At 66.8% G+C, this 21,536-nt stretch carries 21 protein-coding genes; 6 read left to right on the top strand and 15 right to left on the bottom strand.

The features are described from left to right. Positions 1 to 304: 304 nt before the first annotated feature. The 7 genes from ABZO33_RS24740 to ABZO33_RS24710 all read right to left on the bottom strand — a co-directional run bounded on the left by ABZO33_RS24740 (position 305) and on the right by ABZO33_RS24710 (position 8,907). Positions 305 to 1,024: a thioesterase II family protein gene (locus ABZO33_RS24740; RefSeq protein WP_414538190.1), complete on the bottom strand. Its 720-nt coding sequence runs from the start codon at positions 1,022 to 1,024 to the stop codon at positions 305 to 307. A gap of 4 nt (positions 1,025 to 1,028) precedes the next feature. Next, the gene (locus ABZO33_RS24735) at positions 1,029 to 1,250 is read right to left on the bottom strand and encodes an MbtH family protein (RefSeq protein WP_023632740.1); all 222 of its coding nucleotides are present in this window, start codon (positions 1,248 to 1,250) and stop codon (positions 1,029 to 1,031) included. Between the two features lie 150 nt (positions 1,251 to 1,400). Continuing rightward, entirely contained in the window at positions 1,401 to 2,795 is a 1,395-nt protein-coding gene (locus tag ABZO33_RS24730) for an efflux transporter outer membrane subunit (RefSeq protein WP_414538189.1), read from the bottom strand. After that, positions 2,792 to 5,875 (bottom strand): MexW/MexI family multidrug efflux RND transporter permease subunit, encoded by a 3,084-nt coding sequence (locus ABZO33_RS24725; RefSeq protein ID WP_414538188.1) that lies wholly within the window; start codon positions 5,873 to 5,875, stop codon positions 2,792 to 2,794. Before ABZO33_RS24725 ends, ABZO33_RS24730 begins: the two co-directional genes overlap by 4 nt. An 18-nt stretch (positions 5,876 to 5,893) precedes the next feature. Then, positions 5,894 to 6,988, bottom strand: a complete 1,095-nt coding sequence (locus tag ABZO33_RS24720; RefSeq protein ID WP_414538187.1) for an efflux RND transporter periplasmic adaptor subunit — start codon at positions 6,986 to 6,988, stop codon at positions 5,894 to 5,896. Positions 6,989 to 7,002: 14 nt separating this feature from the next. Then, positions 7,003 to 7,488: a DUF2165 family protein gene (locus tag ABZO33_RS24715; RefSeq protein WP_046855214.1), complete on the bottom strand. Its 486-nt coding sequence runs from the start codon at positions 7,486 to 7,488 to the stop codon at positions 7,003 to 7,005. Between the two features lie 204 nt (positions 7,489 to 7,692). After that, positions 7,693 to 8,907 (bottom strand): sugar transporter, encoded by a 1,215-nt coding sequence (locus ABZO33_RS24710; protein WP_414538186.1) that lies wholly within the window; start codon positions 8,905 to 8,907, stop codon positions 7,693 to 7,695. A gap of 218 nt (positions 8,908 to 9,125) precedes the next feature. On the opposite strand from ABZO33_RS24710, the gene ABZO33_RS24705 reads away from it, so the two are divergent. Next, on the top strand, positions 9,126 to 10,442 hold the full coding sequence (locus tag ABZO33_RS24705) for a hypothetical protein (RefSeq protein WP_414538185.1): 1,317 nt from the start codon (positions 9,126 to 9,128) through the stop codon (positions 10,440 to 10,442). 34 nt (positions 10,443 to 10,476) lie between these two features. Here ABZO33_RS24705 and ABZO33_RS24700 read toward each other — a convergent pair whose 3' ends face one another. Continuing rightward, positions 10,477 to 11,469 carry a bile acid:sodium symporter family protein gene (locus tag ABZO33_RS24700; protein ID WP_414538184.1) on the bottom strand — a complete coding sequence of 331 codons (993 nt, stop codon included), beginning with the start codon at positions 11,467 to 11,469 and terminating at the stop codon, positions 10,477 to 10,479. A gap of 133 nt (positions 11,470 to 11,602) precedes the next feature. Here ABZO33_RS24700 and ampC point away from each other — a divergent pair, with 133 nt between their 5' ends. The 3 genes from ampC to ABZO33_RS24685 all read left to right on the top strand — a co-directional run bounded on the left by ampC (position 11,603) and on the right by ABZO33_RS24685 (position 14,007). Further along, positions 11,603 to 12,742 (top strand): class C beta-lactamase, encoded by a 1,140-nt coding sequence (gene ampC, locus ABZO33_RS24695; RefSeq protein WP_414538183.1) that lies wholly within the window; start codon positions 11,603 to 11,605, stop codon positions 12,740 to 12,742. Between the two features lies 1 nt (position 12,743). Further along, complete coding sequence (locus ABZO33_RS24690; protein WP_414538181.1) at positions 12,744 to 13,367, top strand: glutathione S-transferase family protein; 624 nt, start codon at positions 12,744 to 12,746, stop codon at positions 13,365 to 13,367. 307 nt (positions 13,368 to 13,674) lie between these two features. Further along, positions 13,675 to 14,007 (top strand): hypothetical protein, encoded by a 333-nt coding sequence (locus ABZO33_RS24685; protein WP_414538180.1) that lies wholly within the window; start codon positions 13,675 to 13,677, stop codon positions 14,005 to 14,007. Between the two features lie 54 nt (positions 14,008 to 14,061). Here ABZO33_RS24685 and ABZO33_RS24680 read toward each other — a convergent pair whose 3' ends face one another. The 3 genes from ABZO33_RS24680 to ABZO33_RS24670 form a co-directional block, all read right to left on the bottom strand. Further along, positions 14,062 to 14,367 carry a hypothetical protein gene (locus tag ABZO33_RS24680; RefSeq protein ID WP_414538179.1) on the bottom strand — a complete coding sequence of 102 codons (306 nt, stop codon included), beginning with the start codon at positions 14,365 to 14,367 and terminating at the stop codon, positions 14,062 to 14,064. A 222-nt stretch (positions 14,368 to 14,589) separates the two neighbouring features. Beyond that, a complete protein-coding gene (locus tag ABZO33_RS24675) occupies positions 14,590 to 14,778 on the bottom strand; it encodes a hypothetical protein (RefSeq protein WP_023632482.1) in 189 nt (62 codons plus the stop codon). 141 nt (positions 14,779 to 14,919) lie between these two features. Continuing rightward, positions 14,920 to 15,240 (bottom strand): YbjQ family protein, encoded by a 321-nt coding sequence (locus tag ABZO33_RS24670; protein WP_023632483.1) that lies wholly within the window; start codon positions 15,238 to 15,240, stop codon positions 14,920 to 14,922. A gap of 134 nt (positions 15,241 to 15,374) precedes the next feature. On the opposite strand from ABZO33_RS24670, the gene ABZO33_RS24665 reads away from it, so the two are divergent. Together ABZO33_RS24665 and ABZO33_RS24660 are read left to right on the top strand one after the other, a co-directional pair. Beyond that, positions 15,375 to 16,802, top strand: coding sequence for an MFS transporter (locus ABZO33_RS24665; RefSeq protein ID WP_414538178.1), 1,428 nt, complete (start codon positions 15,375 to 15,377; stop codon positions 16,800 to 16,802). Beyond that, positions 16,799 to 17,527, top strand: a complete 729-nt coding sequence (locus ABZO33_RS24660) for a class I SAM-dependent methyltransferase (RefSeq protein WP_414538177.1) — start codon at positions 16,799 to 16,801, stop codon at positions 17,525 to 17,527. Before ABZO33_RS24665 ends, ABZO33_RS24660 begins: the two co-directional genes overlap by 4 nt. Before the next feature lie 100 nt (positions 17,528 to 17,627). Here the strand turns inward: ABZO33_RS24660 and ribD are convergent, their stop codons facing one another. The 4 genes from ribD to ABZO33_RS24640 are packed head-to-tail and all read right to left on the bottom strand — an operon-like array spanning position 17,628 to position 21,523. Beyond that, positions 17,628 to 18,542, bottom strand: coding sequence for a bifunctional diaminohydroxyphosphoribosylaminopyrimidine deaminase/5-amino-6-(5-phosphoribosylamino)uracil reductase RibD (gene ribD, locus ABZO33_RS24655; protein WP_414538176.1), 915 nt, complete (start codon positions 18,540 to 18,542; stop codon positions 17,628 to 17,630). Beyond that, complete coding sequence (locus ABZO33_RS24650; RefSeq protein WP_414538175.1) at positions 18,539 to 19,198, bottom strand: SAM-dependent methyltransferase; 660 nt, start codon at positions 19,196 to 19,198, stop codon at positions 18,539 to 18,541. Before ABZO33_RS24650 ends, ribD begins: the two co-directional genes overlap by 4 nt. Before the next feature lie 12 nt (positions 19,199 to 19,210). Beyond that, positions 19,211 to 20,902: a WD40 repeat domain-containing protein gene (locus ABZO33_RS24645; RefSeq protein ID WP_414538174.1), complete on the bottom strand. Its 1,692-nt coding sequence runs from the start codon at positions 20,900 to 20,902 to the stop codon at positions 19,211 to 19,213. 24 nt (positions 20,903 to 20,926) lie between these two features. Then, positions 20,927 to 21,523, bottom strand: a complete 597-nt coding sequence (locus ABZO33_RS24640) for a GTP cyclohydrolase II (protein WP_414538173.1) — start codon at positions 21,521 to 21,523, stop codon at positions 20,927 to 20,929. Positions 21,524 to 21,536 lie beyond the last annotated feature (13 nt).

Here is a 21,536-nt window from a genome sequence, read left to right as displayed (position 1 = left end):
TTGCTCCCGGGAGGACCGCGCTGAACGCCCCATCCTGGGGCGCAGCGCTTGACGGGCATCCATGCCCGTCACCTCCCTCCGCAAGACCTCCGTTCGGCCTCCTGAAGTCGCAATTTGTGTCGCCTGAACTATCGCGCACTTAGAAGCAAAAGCAGAGCAAGAGCAAGAGCAAGAGCAAGAAAATAAGTTTTGGATTGGGAGTTAGAAGTTCTTATATGCAGTCAGGCCTCTCACCGGGAGTCAGGCATGAGGCCACTGCAGAACAATCAAACTGTAAGGCGAATTCTAAAAACCGCCCCGTTTATCACGCACAAAGCCGCAATGGCTCCAACGTCCTGCACAGTACATCAAGCACACGATCTTCATGCTCATGTATAAAGAAATGCCCGCCCGGAAACTTCGCCAGCGAATACTCGCCAACCGTCTCCCGCCCCCAGGCCTGCAATTGTTCGTCATTGGCACGATCGTTCTCGCCGGCGAATACATGCAAAGGACATTGCAGCGGCTGGCGCTGCTCGTACGCATAGCGGCCGCAAAGCAGGAAATCCGCCTGCACGATCGGCAAGGCCAGGCTCATGAGCTCTTCGTTGGCCAGCACTTCCTCGGAAGTGCCACCCAGCTTGCGCAGCTCGGCGATCAACTCGGCATCGCCACGCGGCTCGGTCCATTTGCCACCGGCGTAATCCTCGCGCCGGGTCGGCGCCGCGGTGCCGCAGGCGAACAACGCCACAGGCGGCGGGCAGCCGAGTGCACGCAACTCATGGGCCAGCTCGAAGGCGACCAGCGCCCCCAGGCTGTGCCCGAGCACCGCGTATGGCGCATGGGTGACGGCGCGCTGCTCATGAGCCAACTGCCGGGCCAGGGCCCGCAAGTCGGTGTGCAGCGGGTCAGCCATGCGCGCACCACGCCCGGGCAGCTCCACCGGGCGCACCTGCAGCCAGGCCGGCAGCTTGCGCCGCCAGCGGCTGTAGACCATCGCACTGGCACCGGAATACGGCAGGCACAGCAGGTTCAGAGTCGACACCGCCTTACTGCGCCGCGACTTCGGCCATCTTCTGGCGCAGGCTCAGCGGGCGCATGTCGGTCCAGACTTCGTCGATGTAGGCCAGGCAGTCCTTCTTCAGGCCGCTCTTGCCCACCGCGCGCCAGCCGTTGGGGATCGCCTTGTAGTCGGGCCAGATGGAATACTGCTCTTCGTGGTTGACCACTACCTGGAACTGGATATCGTCGCGGTCGAAAACGGAAGTCATTGCCTGTCTCCTTGAATGATGAGGGCCGAACGCGCCGGGCGCAGGGCGGCTTCCATGAAAACGAAAGGCGCGCGGGGAAAATTAGGCCACTCGGCGAGGTCTTGCCAACTATTACCAGCCGCGCTGTCACAGAGCATCAGGCACCACAGGCTACATCGCCCCGCTCCCCCAGCCCAGGGCCTTGTACAGCGCAATCGCATCCAGGTACGAAGCCGTCTCCGCCTCCGCCACCTCGCGCTTGATCGAGAACAGCGCGCGCTGGTTCTCGAGCACCGCCAGGTAGGTGCCGGCGCCGCGCCGATAACGCTTGTTGGCGATGTCGATGGCCTCGCTGCCGTGCCCGGCGGAGGCCACCAGGCTTTGCAGCCGCGCCTGGTTGCGCACCAGTTGCGTGACGGCGTTCTCCACTTCCTCGCGGGCCAGCAGCACCGCCTGCTGGTAGCGCGCCTGGCTGCCCTCGGCCAGCGCCTCGCGCACCCGCAGGCGGGCGCGGGCATTGCCCAGGCGCAGGGCCGGCCAGGTGACCATCGGCGCCAACTCATAAGCGCGGGCCGCACTGCCCAGGTCGCCGCTGCGCAAGGCGAAGAAACCAATGAAGCCGCCCAGGTCCAGGCGCGGGTACAGCTCGGCAGTGGCCGCGCCGACATCCTCGGTGCTGGCCGCCAGCTCACGCTCGGCACTGACCACATCAGGTCGCTGGCCAATCAGCGCATCGACGTCGCCCAGCGGCAACTGGCGGGCCAGCGGTGGCAGGAACGGTGCGGCGCCCTGCTCCTGACTGCCCGGCACCTGCCCGGTCAACACGTCGAGGCGGTAGCTGGCCTGCTCGATGGCCGCCTGCAACGGCGGTACCGCCGCCTCGCTGAGCAGCAGGTTGGCATGGGCGTTCTGCTGGTCTTCGTACTGGCCACTGCCAGCGCGCACCTGGGCGCTGGTTAGCTGCAGGGTCTCGCGCCAGGCCTCGACCTGATCCTCGGCCACCACAAGGCTGCGCTTGAGGCCGAGCTTGAGGTAGTAGTTGCGCGCTACTTCGGCGGCGATGCTCAGCCGCACCTGGCGCAGGTCCGCCGCTGCCGCGTCGGCACGGGCCTCGGCGGCATCGGTCAGGCGCTGCAAGCGGCCGAACAGGTCGATCTCCCACTGCACGTCGAATCCGGCGCGGTACTGCTCGGTGCGCATGCGCCGTGGGTCGCTGCCATCGGCCGGTTGCTGCTGCTCCAGGCTCTGGTTGTAGCCGGCGCGGGCGGTAACCCAGGGGTAGCGGTCGAGGCTGCGGTCGTCGAACAGCGCCCGCGCCGCCAGCAGATTGGCATGGGCCTGGCGGATATCGTGGTTGTTGGCCAGGGCCTGGTCGACCAGGCGCACCAGTTGCGGATCGTCGAAGAACCGCCACCACTGCTCCGGCATCTCGCCACGGGCGGCGAAGGCGGCGCGCTGCGGGCTGTGCAGGCCACTGGCAGAGGCTTCGGGCTTGCGGTAGTCGGGGCCGACGCTGCAGGCCGACAAGGCCAGGGCCATCAGGGATACGACGAATACCGGCTTCATGGCTGGCTCTCCAGGGTTTCGGCCAACGAGCGGGCCCGCGCCGAACGCGCCGTGCTGGCATGGTCACGGGCCAGCAGGCTGTAGATGGTCGGCAGCACGAACAGGGTGAACAAGGTGCCGACCAGCATCCCGGTGACGATCACCACACCGAGCCCGAAGCGGCTGGCGGCGCCGGCGCCCGAGGCGAACAACAGCGGGATCAGCCCCACCACCATGGCCGCCGTGGTCATCAGGATCGGCCGCAGGCGGATCTGCGCCGCCTTGCCGATGGCCGTGCGCCGGTCCAGGTGCTGTTCGGCCTGCAAGGTATTGGCGAACTCGACCATGAGGATGCCGTGCTTGCTGATCAGGCCGATCAGCGTCACCAGGCCGATCTGCGTGTAGATGTTCACCGTGGCCACCCCCAGCGCCAGCGGCAGCAGCGCGCCGCTGATCGACAGCGGCACGGTGATCAGGATGATCAGCGGATCGACCAGGCTCTCGTACTGCGCCGCCAGCACCAGGTAGATCACCACCACTGCGGCGAGGAAGGCCAGCATCAGGGCATTGCCTTCCTGCTGGTACTGGCGCGCGTCGGACTGCCAGTCGATGCTGAAGCCCGCCGGCAATTCGGCGGCGACCTGCTCGAGGAAGGCCACAGTGTCACCCAGGGTGACGCCGGCTGCCGGAATACCCTGGAAGGTCGCCGCGTTCTGCTGGTTGAACTGGGTCAGACGGTTGGGCTCGACCTGCTCGCTGACCTGCACCACGGTGGACAGCGGCACCAGCCTGCCCTCCTCGCTGCGCACGTATTGCCGGGTCAGGGCCTGCGGGGTCAGGCGCTGGTCGCGTGGGCTCTGCGCGATGACGTCGTAGGAGCGGCCGTCGAGGCCGAAACGGTTGAGGTAGTTCTCGCCCACCAGCACCGCCAGCGACTCGCCGATGTCCTGCATGCGGATACCCATGCTGTTGGCCTTGGCCCGGTCGACGCGCACCTGTACCACCGGGTTGTTGTAGTCCAGGTCGCTGTCGACCACGGCGAACAGGCCACTCTGCCGCGCCTTGGCCTTGACCTGCTCCATGGTGTCGAACAGCACCCGGTAGTCCTGCGAGCTGCGCAGCACCATCTGCACCGGCAGGCCGCCGGTGGAGCCCGGCAGCGCGGGCAGCTGGAAGGCGAAGATACTGGTGCCCTCGACATCGTTGACCGCCGCCTGCAGGTCGAGCTGGATCTGCGAGGCATTGCGTTCGCGCTCGCGCCACGGTTGCAGGTTGATGCCGCCGATGCCCGAGGCGATGCCGTCGCTGCCATTGATGATCCAGGTGCTGACGGTTTCCGGCAGGGTCCGGTAGACCGCGTCGAGCTTGTCGGCGAAGCGTTCCACATAGGCCAGGTTGGCGTGCTGTGGCGCCTTGATCGCAGTGAGCAAGCCGGCCTGATCTTCGGTCGGCGCCAGCTCGCGCTGCGGCAAGGCGTACAGCAGCGGCAGGCTGACCAGCACCAGCAAGGCGAAACCGACGCTGATCCAGCGGTGTTTCAGCGAGAAGCCCAGCACATGGGCGTAGCGCTCGGCCAGCCAGTCGAAGAAACGGTTGGCCGCATGGGCCATGCGCCCCTCGGACTGGCGGGCGTCGAGCAGGAACGAGCTCATCACCGGCGACAGGGTCAGGGCCACCACGCCGGAAACCACCACCGCGCCGGCCAGGGTCAGGGCGAACTCGCGGAACAGTGCGCCGGTCAAGCCGCCCATCATGCCGATCGGCGCGTACACCGCCGCCAGGGTGATGGTCATGGCGATCACCGGCCCAGCTACCTCGCGGGCACCGATCAACGCCGCCGCCACCGGAGTACGCCCTTCCTCGATATGGCGGTGGACGTTCTCCACCACGACAATGGCATCGTCCACCACCAGCCCCACCGCCAGCACCATGGCCAGCAAAGTGAGCAGGTTGACGCTGAAGCCGAACGCCAGCATCAGCGCCGCGGCCCCGAGCATCGACAGCGGGATGGTCACCACCGGGATCAGCACCGTGCGCAGCGAGCCCAGGCACAGGTAGATCACCACCACGACGATTGCCAGGGCCTCGAGCAAGGTCTTGGTGACCTCGTCGATGGAGGCCTGAATGAAGCGCGCCGTCTCGAAGGCAAGCTCGGCCTTGACGTCCGGCGGCAGGGTCTGGCGAATCTGCGGCAGCAACTGGCGGATGCCGTCGACGATCACCAGCGGGTTGCCGCCCGGGGTGGCGAACAGCCCCAGGTGCACCGCTGGCACGCCGTCCATACTGGCGCTGGTCTCGGCCGAAGCCGCACCCAGCTCGACGGTGCCGATGTCGCGGATGCGCACCAGGCCGTTGCCGTCGTTGCGGATCACCAGCTCGCGGAAGTCGCCGACCGAGGTCAGGTCGGTGTCGACGCGGATATTGGCGATCACGTACTGGCCTTTCACCTTGCCCGGCGCCGCCTGGTAGTTGTTGCGGCGCACCGCCTCGGCCACGTCGGCCGCGGTCAGGCCCCGGGCGGCCAGGCGCGCCGGGTCGATCCACAGACGCATGGACAGGGTCTGGCCGCCGAACACCTGGACCTTGGCCACGCCCTCGATAGTGCTGAGCAGCGGCTCGACCACCCGGGTGAGGTAGTCGGTCATGGCCGGGATCGGCAGGCTCGCGCTGGCGAAGCCGATGTAGGCCACCGCCGTGGACTCGCCGGCCGAGCGCTCGATCACCGGATCGTAGGCCCGCTCCGGCAGGCGGAAGCGCACCTGGTTGACCTTGGCCATCACCTCGGTGAGAGCCTGGGTCGAGTCGCGGTTCAGCTCCATGCGCACGGTCACCAGGCTACGGCCCTGCACCGACGAGGATGACAGGTAGTCGATGCCCTCCACCGATGACACCGCCTGGGCGATCGGCTGGGTGACGAAACCCTGCATCAGCTCGGCGGGGGCGCCGGGGTACTCGGTGGTCACGGTGATGGTCGAGCTTTCCAGCAAGGGGTACTGGCGGATCGGCAACTGCAGCAGCGACAGCAACCCCAGCAGCAGGATCAAGGTGCTGACCACCAGCGCCAGCACAGGCCGGCGCACGAACAGGTCGGTGAATGTCATGACGTTTTCTCGCTGGGGTCAGGCGCCGCTGGCCGGGGCCTGCAGGGTGTCTTCGGTGGCTTGCACGGCGGCGCCGTCGCTCAGGCGCAACTGCCCGGACACCACGACCTGGTCGTCCTCGCGCAAGCCCTGCTCGATCACCACCCGGCCGGCCTGGCGCTCACTGGTACGCACTGCCACACGCTGTACCACCAGGGCATCGGCGGCGGCATCGTGGCGGGCGACAAACACCGTGTCGCCGTATGCGGTGTAGGCCACGGCGGTTTCCGGCACGGTCAGCACCTGGCCGTCATCGGGGCTGGCTACCTGCACGCTGGCATACATGCCGGCCGACAGGCGCGCATCGGGCTTGGCCAGGGTGGCCTGCACCTGCACCGTGCGCGAACGGCCGATCAACGGGTCGATGGCAGTGATATGCGCGGTGAAAGCCGTATCGGGGAACGCATCCAGGCGCACCTCGACCGCCTGACCGGTGCGCAGCTGGGCGCTGAGCTGCTCCTCGAGGGAGAAGTTGACGTACAGGCTGCGAGTGTCGATCAGGCTGACCACCGGGTCGCCGACATTGAGGTACTGGCCCTGGTTCACCCGGCGGATGCCCAGGCGCCCGTCGAAGGGTGCGCGCACCGCCTTCTGGGCGATCACCGCCTCGGTACGGGCCAGCTCGCCCTGGGCCATGTCGCGGGCCGCCAGGGCGTTGTCCAGTTGCTCCTGGGTGGCGGCGTTCTCGCGCAGCAGGTCCTTGACCCGCCGGTAGTTGGTCCGTGCATTGTCCAGCTGGGCCTTCAGACGCAGGCGCTCGGCCTGCTCCGGGGCATCATTGAGGGTGACCAGCACATCMCCCTTGCGCACCTGCTGGCCGGAGCTGAAGTTGATCGCCGTCACCCGCCCGCCGATCTCGGCCGACACCAGCACCTGGTGCACCGCCTCCAGCTCGCCGACACCGGCGAAGGCGCGTTTCTGGGGTGCTTTCTGTACCGTGGCCAGGGCCACCTTGACCAGGTGCCGCGGCGCGGCTGCCGTGGCCTGGGCCTGCCCGGTGTGGCGCCAGGCCAGGCCACCAGCGGTGACCAGGGCCAGCACCAGGGCACTGCCAAGTATTGCCTTGCTATTCATTGCGCGTCCTCGCCTCAGGCCCAATCCAGGTTGAACAGGAAGAACGCCAGGGTCGCCCACAGCACCAGCACCAGGTGGGTGAGCTGCAGGCCTTCCTGGCGTATCCAGTAGCCGAACCACAGGCCCCCGAGCAGCATGGCGAAGGTGAAGGCAAGGAAGGCGCCAAGCGCCAGGTTCAACCAGGTGCGGGCCATGAGCGGATCCTGCACGACGATCAACCCATAGGTGCCGACCCAGGCCGCCAGGCTGGCGACGATCTGCAGCAGCAGGATCACCAGCAGCGCGGCGCGGGCCAGGCCCGCCGAATGGCAGGCCCTGCGCAGCAAGGGGAATTCGATGGCCGGCGGCTGGCGCAATGGCGCCATGGCCAAGGTGGCGCCAATGGCGCCGACGGAGCTGGCGAAAGCCTGCAGGTTGTTCAATACCGCGATGCTCAGCCACAACGCCAGGCCCACGGCCTGGATGGCCTGGAACAGCCACAGGGAGGTGTGCAAATCCATATCAACGTCCGTATTGATGGCCTGGGCGGGACGCCAGGCAATTACACAAGAAAACGCTTGGATATTAGAGGCAGCCTTGCCGATACACAAGCGCCCCTATTACAGGGGCGCATGATCGAGGGAGCGTTGATGCGGGTCAGTGCCCCGGCGTTACCGGGGGCAGGTAATGGGACAGCGCGGCATCGAGCGCTGCGCTAGACATGCTCACGCCTGCCCAGGCACGCGCCCAAGGGCTTCGCGAAAGCGCTGGGTACTGGCCAGCGCCAGCACCAGGCCGACAACCGCCACACCGCCCCCCACCAGGCCGATATGCGCCACGCCCACCTGGCTGCTGACAATGCTGCCAAGCAACGCACCGCCGCCGATTCCGATGTTGTAGATACCGGAGAACAGCGCCATGGCCACGTCGGTGGCATCCGAGGCAAGCTTGAGGGTCTTGGACTGCAAGGCCAGGCTGAAGCTCAGGATCGCCACACCCCAGACCATGTTCAGGGCGGCGAACACCTGGAAATTGCCCGACAGCGGCAACAGCAACAGCAGGCACGCGGCCAGGGCGCCGATGGCGCCCACCAGGAAGCCATGGGGGAAGCGCTCGCTGTAGCGGCTGAACAGCACCGAGCCGAATACGCCGGCACCGCCGTACAGCAACAGCAGCAACGTGGTGTGTTCGCCACTGATCCGCGCCACGTGCAGGGCGAAGGGCTCGATGTAGCTGTAGGCGGTGAACTGCGCGGTGATCACCAGGGTCACCAGCATGTAGGTGATCACCAGCGCCGGACGCTTGAACAGCACCGGCAGGCTGCGCAGCGAACCGGAGTTCTGGCTTGGCAGCAGCGGCAGCGACTTCATCAGGCAGAGCATGGTCGCCAGCGCCACCCCGGCGATACACAGGAAGGTGATGCGCCAGCCCAGCGCCTCACCCACCACCCGCCCCAGCGGGATGCCCATGACCATCGCCAGGGTGGTGCCGGTGGCCAGCAGGCCCAGCGCCTTGGCCTGCTGGCCGGGCGGCGCCACGCGCACCGCCAGCGACGCGGTGATGGCCCAGAACACGGCATGCGCCAGGGCAATGCCGATGCGGCTGACCAGCAGCATGGCGAAGCTCTGCGACAGCCACGACGCCAGGTGGCTGACGATGAACACCAGGAACACCAGCAGCAGCAGGCGGCGGCGCTCGATGTTGCGGGTCACCAGCATCATCGGCAGCGAGGCCAGCGCCACCACCCAGGCATAGATGGTCAGCATCAGACCGACCTGCGCGGTGCTCATCTCGAAGCTGCGGCCGATATCGCTGAGCAGCGCCACCGGGACGAACTCGGTGGTATTGAAGATGAACGCCGCCAGCGCCAGGGCGATGACGCTCAGCCAACTGCCGCTGCCGGCGGTGGGAGGCATGGAGGTGGGGACGGGACCATTCATGTGAAGACGTTTTTCTCCGCGGACAAGGCAACAGGACGCGCATCGCCTGCCCAGATGCCAGGCCGGTGACGCACGTTTTTTATTGGAAGGATGTCCGGCATGGTACGCATCAAGGCGGGGCCTCACAACCGCGGGTGCGGACGGAGTACCATGCGCGCCTGCGTGCACCTTTTTGTCGCACACTACCTACCCTGCGGAACAAGGAGTTCGATCCGCCCATGGACAAGCAGCACCCCCAGCAGCAATGGCGCGAGGCGGTCATCGCCTATGCCGAGGCCATCAATCGCTATGTCGCGCAGGGCCACGCGCAAGGCTGGGACGATCTGGAGGAACCACAGGCGCCGGCCACCGAGCACCTGCTCGAGGCCTGGCAGGCGGCGCTGCTGGCCATCAACCGCCCGGGCACCGACGAGCAGCAACGCCAGCTGTTTCGCGAAGCCTGGCCCCCGGCGCACCTGCCGCTGCTGCCATTGCTCGACGAGCAGGCCCAGGGCATCGGCAACCTGCTGCTGCTCGACGACGGCAGCCTGCTGGTGCGCATCGGCATGCCGTTCGAGCGCGGCCAGGTGCTGCGCCTCGATGGCCAAGGCGTCACCCCGGTAATCGGTGTCGAGCACTTCGGGCGCTGCCCAGGGCGGCGCTACTACGCCCTGGCCAACGCCGAGGGGGTACGCGTGACCGATGGCTGGGGCGGCCCGCAGGTGGCCCGGCTGGCCTGGCCCCATGGCCTGGAGGGGTTGCCGGCGGGTTACCCGTTCGACCCCTTCGACCTGCCGCCGACGCCCACCGCGCTGCTGCCCTTCCCCGATGGCCAGCGGGTGCTGCTGGTCAGCAGCGACGGCATCTTCGTGCTTGCCGCCACCGGCGCCACACGTCTGCTGCCACGCGAGGACGACATTCTCGAAGAACTGCGCCAGGGCACCGACCCGGACGACATCGCCCTGGGCCTGACCATGGCACATGCCGCGCTGTCACCGGACGGCAGGCTGGTCGCCCTGGGCGAACAATGCGGTCGTCACCTGGTGCTCGACGAGCAGTTCAGGCGCCTCGCAGAGGTCGGCCCGGCCAGCGAGTACCCGCACTTCGCGCTGTTCAACCGGCGGGGCGACCAGCTGATCCTCAATGCCTGCCATTTCTATCAGGGCGGCACCGTCGGCGTGCGGGTGGCCGACCTGCCGGGGCTGGATACCGGTTTCTACAGCAAGGACCCGCGCACGCCACTGTTGCAGGGCGGCGCAAGGGTCTACGCCGGGGTGGCCCGTAACGGCGAATACATCGTCGGTGACGCCCATGGCTACCTGCGCGCCTTCGGCGAGGACGGCCACGAGCACTGGCAGCACTATCTTGGTTCGACCATCAGCGCCATGGACATCAGCGCCGACGGCCGCACCCTGGTGGCGGCCAGCCATGCCGGGTTCATTTCGCAGATCGCCCTGGACCGTGGCCGACCGCAGTGGCAGATCGGCACGGGGGCGCATGGCGAGGTGCGACGCTGGTTGTGCTGGAAAGGCTTCGACCGGCCGCTGGCCTGGTAGGTTGCTGGCGCGGGCCTGCGGCAAGGCCTCCGTTTCAGGAAGCCGCCGTTGCCTGCCCGCCCTCCTCGACCCGCGCCGCATAACGCTGGGCCAGCACCGCGCAGACCATCAGCTGGATCTGGTGGAACAGCATCAACGGCAGGATCATCGCCCCGATGCCACCGCCGACGAACAGCACCTGGGCCATGGGCACGCCGGTCGCCAGGCTCTTCTTGGAGCCCGCGAAGAGGATGGTGATGCGGTCCTCGACATTGAAGCCCAGCAGTCGCCCGAGCAGCCGCGTGCCGAGCAGCACCACCGCCAGCAGGATCCCGCACACGGCGAACAGGCCTGCCAGGTGCTGCGCCGACACCGTGTGCCACAACCCGGTCACCACCGCCTCGCTGAAGGCGGTGTACACCACCAGCAGGATCGAGCCCTGGTCCACCAGTTTCAGCCAGCGTGCATTGCGCTTGACCCAGGCACCGATCCAGCGGCGGGCGATCTGCCCGGCAACGAAAGGCACCAGCAACTGCAGGGTGATCTTCAGCACCGCGTCCAGCCCGGAGCCGGTATCGCCCGAGGCGCCCAGCAGCAGCATCACCAGCAGCGGCGTGAGGAAGATGCCCAGCAGGCTCGAGGCCGCCGCGCTGCAGATCGCCGCCGGCACATTGCCACGGGCCAGCGAGGTAAAGGCGATGGCCGACTGCACCGTGGCCGGCAAGGCGCACAGGTAGAGCACGCCCAGGTACAGCTCGTTGCCCACCAGCGGCACGAACAGCGGCTTGAACGCCAGCCCCAGCAACGGGAACAGCACGAAGGTGCAGGAGAACACCAGCAGGTGCAGGCGCCAGTGGCCGGCACCGGCGATGATCGCCTCACGCGACAGCTTGGCGCCGTGCAGGAAGAACAGCAGGCCGATGGCCAGGTTGGTCAGCCAGCCGAACAACACCGCGCCGTCGCCGGAACACGGCAGCACGGTGGCGATGAACACCACCCCGAGCAGGGCCAGGGTGAAGTTGTCGAACAGCATGCGCAGATATCTCATCACAGGTTCCGTCTTGTCTTTGTGCAAGCCTGGACGATAAGGTCTCGGCCTTTATGCCGCTAACGCCGGAACTCCCGTCAGTGTCGCCCAACGGACAACCCGGCGGCTGAATCACGAAAAGGAACCTTGCACCATGAAACGTCCCCCACACCTGCTGCTGGCCACTGCCCTGACGCTGACCGCGCCACCACTGTTGGCCGGCGACCTGCAGCACAGCGTCGATGGCGTCATCCAGCCTCTGATGCGCGAGCACGGCATCGCCGGCATGGCCGTGGCGGTGTATGCCAATGGCCAGGCGCACTACTTCAACTATGGCCTGGCCGACAAGACCAGCGGCCAGGCCGTGACCCGCGATACGCTGTTCGAGGTCGGCTCGGTGAGCAAGACCTACACCGCCACCCTCGCCGCCCTGGCCAGCGCCGAAGGCAAACTCGACCTGCAGGCCCCGGCCAGCCACTACCAGCCGGCCCTGGCCAAGGCGTCGATCGGCAAGGCCAGCGTGCTGGAACTGGGTGCCTACAGCGGCGACTGCCTGCCCTTGCAGTTCCCCGATGAGGTACAGACACCAGACCAGACCCTGACCTGGTTCCAGCACTGGCAGCGCCGCTTCGCACCTGGCACTCACCGCTGCTACTCGAACCCCAGCCTGGGCCTGTTCGGTGACCTGGCAGCCCGCGCCCAGCAACGGCCGTTCGCCGAACTGATGACCCAACAGGTGCTGCCCCGCCTGGGACTCAAGCACACCTACCTGGAGGTGCCGGCCAGCGCCCGCGGGCTCTACGCGCAAGGCTACGACGCCAAGGACAACCCGGTGCGGGTCAACCCGGGCCCCTATGCCGAGCAGGCCTACGGCATCAAGACCAGCGCCAGCGACCTGCTGCGCTATGTTCAACTGCAACTGCAGCCGGACACGCTCGACCCGGCCATGCGCAAGGCCATCGCCATCACCCAGTCCGGTTACTTCCAGGTCGGCGCGATGACCCAGGGCCTGGGCTGGGAGCGCTACCCCTACCCGGCCACCCTCGACACCCTGCTGGAATACAACGGAGCCAAGATCATCCGCGGGGAAAACCCGATCCAGGCCCTGAACCCGCCGCTGCCCGCCGACCCTGCCGCCTGGTACAACAAGACCGGCGCCACCGGCGGCTTCGGTGCCTATGTGGCGTTCGTGCCGTCCAGGCAGATGGGTATCGTGCTGCTGGCCAACCGCAACTACCCCAACGAAGAACGCGTGCGCGCCGCGCAACGCATCCTTTCCAGCCTGGAGCCGTGACGTGCTGAAGATCCTGGGCAAGGCCTCGTCGATCAACGTGCGCAAGGTGCTGTGGACCTGCGCCGAACTGAACCTGCCGTTCCAGCGCGAAGACTGGGGTAGCGGCTTTCGCGCCACCGATACACCCGAGTTCCTGGCGCTGAACCCCAACGCCATGGTGCCGGTGATCGTCGATGGCGACTTTGTGCTGTGGGAGTCCAATACCATCCTGCGCTATCTGGTCAACCAGTACGGCGGCGAGGCGCTCTACCCCAGCGCCCCGCGCGCCCGCGCCGCGGTGGACCAGTGGCTGGACTGGCAGGCCACCGACCTCAACGACGCCTGGCGCTACCCGTTCCTGTCGCTGGTGCGCCAGGCACCGACACATCAGGATCCCGCGCTGCTGGCCGCCAGCAGCGCCCAGTGGACGGCCAGGATGCACCTGCTCGAAGCGCGCCTGCAGGCCACCGGCGCCTATGTCGCCGGCGACGCGTTCAGCCTCGCCGACGTGGCCATCGGCCTGTCCCTCAACCGCTGGCGGCGCACGCCGCTGGAGCACCCGCGACTGCCGGCGCTGGAGGCCTATCACCAGCGGTTGCGGCAACGCCCCGGCTACCTCGAGCACGGCGACAACGGGCTGGCGTGAAAGAATCGGCAGGATTGTCCGACAAGATGTAGTGACTAAAAATAATCACTACAAAACGATTGACGCCCTTCCCGCGCCTTGTGCATGATGAGGCCGTCTCCCTGATCGGGAGCGGTGGCAAGGGTGTTCCAGACGGCCTGCGCGGTAACGCAGGCCGTCCGTGGAGAGGGAAACTGCCCAGAAGGCAGCGTGAGAAAGCCCCTGTTGCGAAGCTGCTGTAGCAGCCTTGGTTAGCGCGCTACATGGTGTGGCGCCAAATGTGAACTTCAGCCGAACTTCACCGACGAATGTGAGTAATGGGGGCTTTATGATGAACTTGAACAACAATCCAACCATCGACCAACTGGCCCAGCTGTTCGCCGCGCGCAAGGACAGCCTCGACGACCACCTGCTGTGGGTCAGCCAGTCCGGCGAGGTCCGCCTGGACCGCCTGCCGCCGAACACGATCGAGGACGAATTCGAATCGCACATGCCCAGCATGCGCGCCCGTTTCAAGGTCTACCGCCGTGGCCAGGGCTACGTCGGCAAGAAGGCCGCCGCCGACACCTCCTTCGTCGGTCGCGTGCTCGAGACCCTGCAACAAGAATGGCCGACCGCCCGTGAGCGGCAGGCAATCAAGGTGATCGACACGCTGAACTGATCCTGCGATCAGTACACCGTTTCTTGAGCCCGGCCCGACAAAGGCCGGGCTTTTTCATGCCTGGCGCCTGCGCGGCATGGCTTCGGGCAACGGCAAGGCACCTGTGGCCAGGGCGCGGGCGCGGTCCACACCCCACACCAGGGCGCGGGTCATGGTTTCACCCGGGCGCGAGGGGTAGTACTCCTCCAGCAACGCCTTGCCGCCGCGGGCGTACAGCCCGAGAAACAGCTGCGTGGCACCAACCCTGGACAGGCGCACCTGCACATCGAAGCTGGTGCCGTCGCTCAACTCCTCGTCATGGCTGCGGCTGTGCAACTGCGCATCGGCCCATTGCCAGTACGTCTCTTCCCTGATTCGCATTGAAGTCGATACTCCGTGTCTGAAATGCCGCGCAAGAAAAGCACAGCCTCGAGCCGGCGGCGAGGGGGACGCGCCGATACCATGAGCGGGATCAAGAAATGACGGGAAATGCGTGCCGTTGGGCGGTTTTGCAGTGATCGGACAAACATGATCGCGGGGCAAGCCCGCCCCCACAGACCTTGCTTGCCTGTAGAAACGGGCTTGCCCCGCTGATGTGCTGTTTCACTTTTTCGACGGGACACGCGGTGTGAACCGCCCCTTCTTGGCCCGTTGCAGGTGCGCCGGCTGCAGTTGCTCCGACTCGTCCAGGGTCATGTTGGCAAAACCCAGGCGCAAAGCCGCTTGCCCGCAGCGCACCTGGCTGTTGATCGGAAACGCATCGTTCAGGTCTTCAAAAAAAGATTCGCTCATGCCCTGACTCCCTCCAATGGCGACCGTGCCGGCAGGCAATGCACCTGCCTAGTGAAGCAGCGGCCCGTCAGAAGTGAGACTAGCCGGTCATTTGCAGACCAGCCGGACAAAAACTCCTTGCCCGACCAGTGGCAACTGGCCTTACTTCAACCGCACCGCCGTACCGGTGGCGAACACCACGACCATGCCGCCCTGCACCGACGGCATGCTGATCTCGAAGTCCACGCCTACCACTGCATCGGCCTGCAACTGCCGTGCCCGCGCCACAAGCTCCTCGGTGGCCTGCTCTCGGGCCAACTTCAGCGCGCTTTCCAGGGTCTGCGAACGGCCACCGAAGAAATCGCGAAAGCGTGCGAAGAAATCGCGCACGAAGTTGATCCCCTGCACCGATTCGGCGCTGACCACACCGAGGTACTCGGCAACGGGGCGGCCTTCGAGCTGGCTGGTGGTGCTGATGATCATGGGGGAAGCTCCTGGAACAAGATAAAAGAGCACGATCCTAACAAATCCTCTGCGGCCAAATTACACAAGCAACTTCTTGAATAATGATTTTCCGGCTCCTAGACTCCCAGCGCAGGATCACGCAAGGAGCCTTCATGACCGCCATCCCCGAACAGCCCCCCGCACGCTGGAGCGAACTGCTCAGCGGCGGCAATGCGCTGCGCTCGATCGCCCTGGCCGGCGGGGTCGCCCTGCACGCCGTCAATGTCTATATCGTCACCACGCTGCTGCCCACGGTGATCGACGAAATCGGCGGGTTGGCCTTTTATGCCTGGAACACCACCTTGTTCGTGGTGGCCTCGATCATCGGCTCCACCCTTTCCACCCGCCTGCTGGCCCGCGGCGGGCCACGGGTCGCCTACCTGCTGGCGCTGCTGGTGTTCAGCCTCGGTTCGGCAGTGTGCGCAATGGCCACCAGCATGCCGCTGCTGCTGGTCGGGCGCAGCGTGCAGGGGCTGGGCGGCGGCATCCTGTTCGCCCTGAGCTATGCGCTGATCCACCTGGTGTTCGAGAGCCGCCTGTGGCCCCGCGCCATGGCCCTGGTCTCGGCGATGTGGGGTGTGGCCACACTGTGCGGCCCGGCCGTGGGCGGCGTGTTCGCCGAGGGCGGGCACTGGCGCTGGGCATTCTGGTCGCTGCTGCCGGTGGCCGCTGCCCTGGCGCTGATCGTCTGCCTGCGCCTGCCGGCGCGCCAGGCGCTGGACGACAATGGCGCACGCCCGGCCTATGGCCTGATCGCCTGCCTGGTGGCCTCGGTGCTGGCGATCTGCGCGGCCAGCCTGGCTGACTCACTGTGGGTCAACCTGGGCGGGATCGTCGCGGGCCTGGCCATCGCCGCGCTGATCGCCCGCCTTGATCCCCGCGCCCGCCACCACCTGCTGCCTACGGGCGCCTACAGCCTCAGGCAACCGATGGGCGCACTGTTCGCGATGATGTGCCTGCTGGTCGCAGCCATCACCACCGAGATCTACGTGCCCTACTTCCTGCAGCGCATCCATGGCTTCGGCCCCCTGGCCGCGGGCTACCTGACAGCCGTGATGGCCGCTGGCTGGACGGTCGGCGCACTGGCCAGTGCCGGGCGTGACCGCGATGGCGGTGCCTGGCAGATTCGATGCGGCCCGCTGCTGGTGGCCCTGGCGCTGCTGGCCCTGGCACTGCTGACACCCGCCTTGGCGTGGGTCGCCAGCGCGCCGGGCCTGGCCGCGTTTGCCCTGGCCCTGGCCGGCGTAGGCCTGGGCATCGGCCTGGGCTGGCCGCACTTGCTTACCCGCGTGCTGCAGGCGGCACGCCCCGGCGAGGAAAACCTCGCTTCGGCCTCGATCACCACCGTGCAGCTGTATGCCACCGCGCTGGCCGCTGCCCTGGCCGGCCTGGTGGCCAACAGCGCCGGGCTGGTCGAGCCCGGTGGCGTGGAGGGCGCACGCCGGGCGGCGCTGTGGCTGTTCGCCGTATTTGCCTGCGCACCGCTGCTGGCCCTGCCATTGGCGCTGCGCCTCACCTCTGAACGCAAGGAGTGCCCATGAAGGAATCCAAGGAAGTCTACGAACGCATCAGCGAGCAGTTCGAAGACTTCACCAGCCACGCCAGCCAGCGCGGGGTCGAGGTCGACACCTTTCGCTACATGGCCGGCGAAGTGATCGGCGAGGAGATCCTCGACCTGGCCTGCGGCCATGGCTTCTTCAGCCGCCGCCTGAAGGACTGGGGCGCGGCGCGGGTGCATGGCGTGGACATCTCGCCGAGCATGATCTACCAGGCGCGCCAGGCCAATGACGGCATTGCCTACGAAGTGCGCGACGTGGCGCAGATGGGCCAGATCGGCCAATTCGACAAAGTCACTGCGGCATGGTTGTTCAATTACGCCGGCAGCGTCGAGGAGCTGCGGCGCATGTTCGAAAGCGTCGCCCTCAACCTCAAGCCGTCCGGTCGATTGATTGCCTATACCGCCAACCCGGACTTCGACCTGGCCCGTGGCAACTTCACCGAGTACGGCATCCGTGTACTGGACGAACAGCCGGTCGAAGGCGGCTTGCGCTGCAAGGGACAGTTCATGAGCACGCCGCCGGCGGACTTCACCTACTATCGCTGGCACAAGGCTGTCTACGAGCAGGCCGCCCATGACGTGGGCCTGCACAACGTGCGCTGGATCGCCCCGCTGATCAGCGGCATCCGCAAGAAGGCGCATCCGCCGGGGTATTGGGACCTGTTCGAGCAGAACAGCCTGCAGGTCGGGTTGATCTGCAGCCGCTGAGATCGCTGGCGCCGCTAACGCGGCGCATCGCTGGCAAGCCGGCTCCCACACCGATCGCGTCAACCTCAAGCCATGCGCCATCCTGTGGGAACCGGGACGCTCAAACCTGCACCAACCACTCATCCACCAGCCCTTGGCGCGCCAGAGCCTCGCACCACGCCGGCTGCGCCTCGACCTGGACTTCATTGCAATCGAGCTCGTACAACGCCTGCAACACCCGCCGCGCATCGACCTCCTCGATCACCTGGCAGCGCGCCCGGGCATAGCGCCCGTCGCGTGTCGCCTGCGCCGCATGCAGCACCAGCGTCGGTGCAAGGCCATCCAGCACCTTGGCCGAGGCCGGGCAATCGAGCCCCTGATCGACCACCACCCGCAACGGTGTCACCGGCTCGACTCGCTGTGCCGGTACCTGCGCCAGCAGCGACGGGTCGCAGGCCTTGACCCAGTCACAGGTGGTCAACAACGCCGACGCCCTGCCCCGCCAGTGCTCCAGCGGCGCCTGCTCGTCGCAATGGCTGAGCATCGCGCCCTCACCCATCGCGCCAATGGCCAGCGCCGCCGGCCGCAATACCCGCACCCAGGGACGCTGGCGCTCGATGCGCGAGAAGAATCCGCGGTTGAGCGCCCGCGCCCTCGGGCAAGACAAAGCATCGACCGCGATACCCGCCTCGCGCAGGCGAATCGCGCCGATGCTCTGCGACGCATCGGCACTGGCCGTGACCACCCGGCGCACCCCAGCGGCCACCAGGGCATCGGCGCACGGCGGAGTGCGCCCATGGTGGCCGCAGGGCTCCAGCGTCACGTAGGCGGTGGCGCCCCGCGCCGCCGCGCCCGCCTCGGCCAAGGCGTGCACCTCGGCATGGGCGTGGCCGGCGCGCTGGTGCCAGCCGCGCCCCACCACTTGACCACCGTTGACGATCACGCAGCCGACCCGCGGGTTGGGCATGGTGCTGTACAGGCCCTGGCTGGCGAGCGCCAGGGCCATGTCCAGGTAATGGCGGTCGAGCGCACTCACGTGCGGACCAGCGCCAGCAGATAGCGGGCCTCGCCATGCTGACGCTCGATCACCTCCAGGCCCTGCCAGGTGAAGCCGTGGGCCTCGAGCGTGCGGCGAATGCCGTCGTCGGTAAAGAAGTACCCCTGGCGCTGGTTGTCCATTTCCCGCCACCCCGCCTCGGGGTGGGCGTCATCGACCCCGAACACGTTGAGCCCGACCAGCGCGCCGGGGCGCAGCAGCCGGCGCACATGGGCCAGGTAAGGGCCCCATTCGTCCGGGTGCTGGTGGTGGAAGCAGCCGTTGTCCAGGGCCGCGTCGAACACCGTCCCCGGCGCCGGCTGCCAGTCCTGCACCGCCTTGTTCACCAGGTTCAGGCGATCGCCCCAGCGCTTGCGCAACAGCGGCCAACTGGAGTTCTCGACAATATCCAGGCCAGTCACCCGGTGCCCGGCGAGGATGAAGGTCGAGGCATCGCGCCCGCGCCCCACGCCCAGGTCGAGCACATGCTGGTCGGCGCGCGCGTCCAGGCTTTCGAGGAAGGCCTGGGCCGCCTGGATCATGCCGACATCCCACGACCACTCGTCCTCGCCGTGGCTGTAGCGGTGCACGAACGAGGTGTCGAGGGCCTTGCGGTAGTCGCCCTGGGGCATGAAGTCGCTTGCTTGCTTGCTCATCGTGCTGCTCCTTCAGGATGCCAGGCGGGCGTCGATGCCGTAGATGCGCCCATCATAGGAACTGGCCAGGAACGCATCGCTGGCCGCGTCATGGGTCAGGCAGGAAATGCCGCTGGCGGTAGGGCGCTGCACCGGCAGCCAGCGTCGCGAGGCCAGGTCGAACAGCGCCACGGTGCCGTTGTAGGCGGCGGTGGCGATCACCCGGCCATCGCTGGAGGCGGCAATGCACTTGATCGAGTGCTGGTGCGGCGAATCGAACACCTCGTCGCCGGTCTCCAGCCACAGGCGCAGCTTGAGGTCGCGGCCGATACTGGCGAAACCGCCGGTAATCGGGCAGCAACCGTTGGAAATGCGTGTATGCGCCGCCTCGATGTGCCGCACGCAGCTGAAGTCGGCGATGCTGTGCAACGCGGCGTCGGCCGAAGCGCAGACGCTGAACAGGTGACGCTCGTCGGCGGCCACGCCCTTGATCGCGTTGTCGTGCATGGGGATCGACGCCACCAGGCGCAGGCCGCCCTTGCCGTCATGGCCGAACACCAGGCCTTCGCCGGTGTAGGTGCCGATCAGCGCCAGGTCCTCGCCCTGCTTGACGAAGGTGGCGCCACAGTTGAGCGGCGAACGGTGCTGGTAGAGCATGCGCCCGGACAGACCATCGAACACCTGGCCCATCTGGCCACCGGTCAGCAACAGCGGGCCGAACGGCAGGAGGAAGTTGCACAGGCTGCCGACCGAGGTCACCGGCTGGTCGTCACGGTGCAGGATGCCGGCATCGCCGATGCTGTACTGGCGCTCTTCGCTGCGCACCACGGCATTGATGCTCACCGCCGGCTCGATGCCCGACACCTGCCATTGGTCCTGCTCGTAGTTCCAGGTGGCGTAGCGCGAGCCGAAGGTGGCGAACACCAGTTGCTCGTCGCCGACGAAGGCGCAGCTGCGTGGCCAGACGATGCTCGGCAGCGCGGTGCTGCGACGCTTGACCAGGTTGCGCCCGGCGTCGAAGGTCCAGAGGATCGCCGAGCGGTCGTAGCTCAGGCTCACCAGCAGGCGCTTGTCGTCGTTCCAGACGATGCGCTTGATCCCTGCGGCATGGGCCGGCACGGTCTGCACCTGGCCGTTGGCGATGATCGAGATACGCCCCTCGTCATCGCCGGCGAACACCACGCCTTCCCGGGTGATGGCGATGGTGTCGGTTTCCACGCCGCCGATGTCCACCTCGTCGCATTGCTGGCCGCTGAGGGTGTCCCACTGGCGCACGGTGCCGTCGTCGCTGCTGGAGATCAGGCGCTGGCCATCCGGCGACCAGACCACCGAGATCACGTCGGCCTGGTGGCCATGGAATGCCTGCAGCTGCACGCCATCGAGGTCGAAGATGCGCAGCACGTGGTCACGCGAGCAGGTCGCCACGCGCTGGCTGTCAGGCGAGAACACCGCCATCTCGACGTCGTCGTTGTGCCCTTGCAACACGGCCTTCAGGCGCATGCTCGGTACTTCCCAGATGCGCGCAGTGTAGTCGCTGCTGGCGCTGACCAGGTGCTTACCGTCGCTGCTGAAGGCGCACTGGTTGGCCAGATGGTCATGGTGCACGCGGTGGATCGGTTCGCCGGTGATGGCATTCCACAGGATCACCTGGTTGTCATAGCCGGCGGTGGCGACGAAGTGCGCGGCATGGGCGGCGATACCGCTGATAGGGCCAATGTGTTTCATCGAAAGATCCTTTTTCGCTGGAGGTCAGAGCTTGATCGAATGGGCGGACTTGACGGCCTTCGCCTGCAGGTAATTGCGGTTGTGGTTGGTCAGGAACACCCCGGTGGGTACCTGCTCGATCACATCGATGCCGCCAGCGCGCAACTGGGCGACCTTCTCCGGGTTGTTGGTCAGCAGCCGGCACTGGTCCACGCCCAGGGCGCGCAGGATCTGCACAGCCGGGTCGAAGGAGCGCGAGTCGGCCAGGTGGTTGAGACGCAGGTTGGCTTCGTAGGTGTCCAGGCCCGAGTCCTGCAGCAGGTAGGCCTCGAACTTGGAATACAGGCCGATGCCGCGCCCTTCCTGGCGTAGATAGATCAGGTAGCCACCGACCTCCTTGAGGGTGCGCAGGGCCTCCTGCAGCTGCGGGCCGCAATCGCAGCGCTGCGAGCCGAACACATCGCCGGTGATGCATTCGGAGTGCACCCGCACCAGCGGCACGTCGCACTGATCGCGCCCGATGCCCACGGCGAAATGCTCCTTGTCGCGCTCGAAGCCCTTGAAGCCGAAGAAATGGGCATCGACGTCGCCGCCGAGGATGGAAATCGGCACGATGGTGTGAAGCGAAACATCCTTGTTCATGGAATCAGACCTC

Origin of the sequence: Pseudomonas sp. CAM1A (genome assembly GCF_047501685.1) — a bacterium.
GTDB lineage: Bacteria > Pseudomonadota > Gammaproteobacteria > Pseudomonadales > Pseudomonadaceae > Aquipseudomonas.
This window is presented reverse-complemented; position numbering and strand designations above follow the sequence as displayed.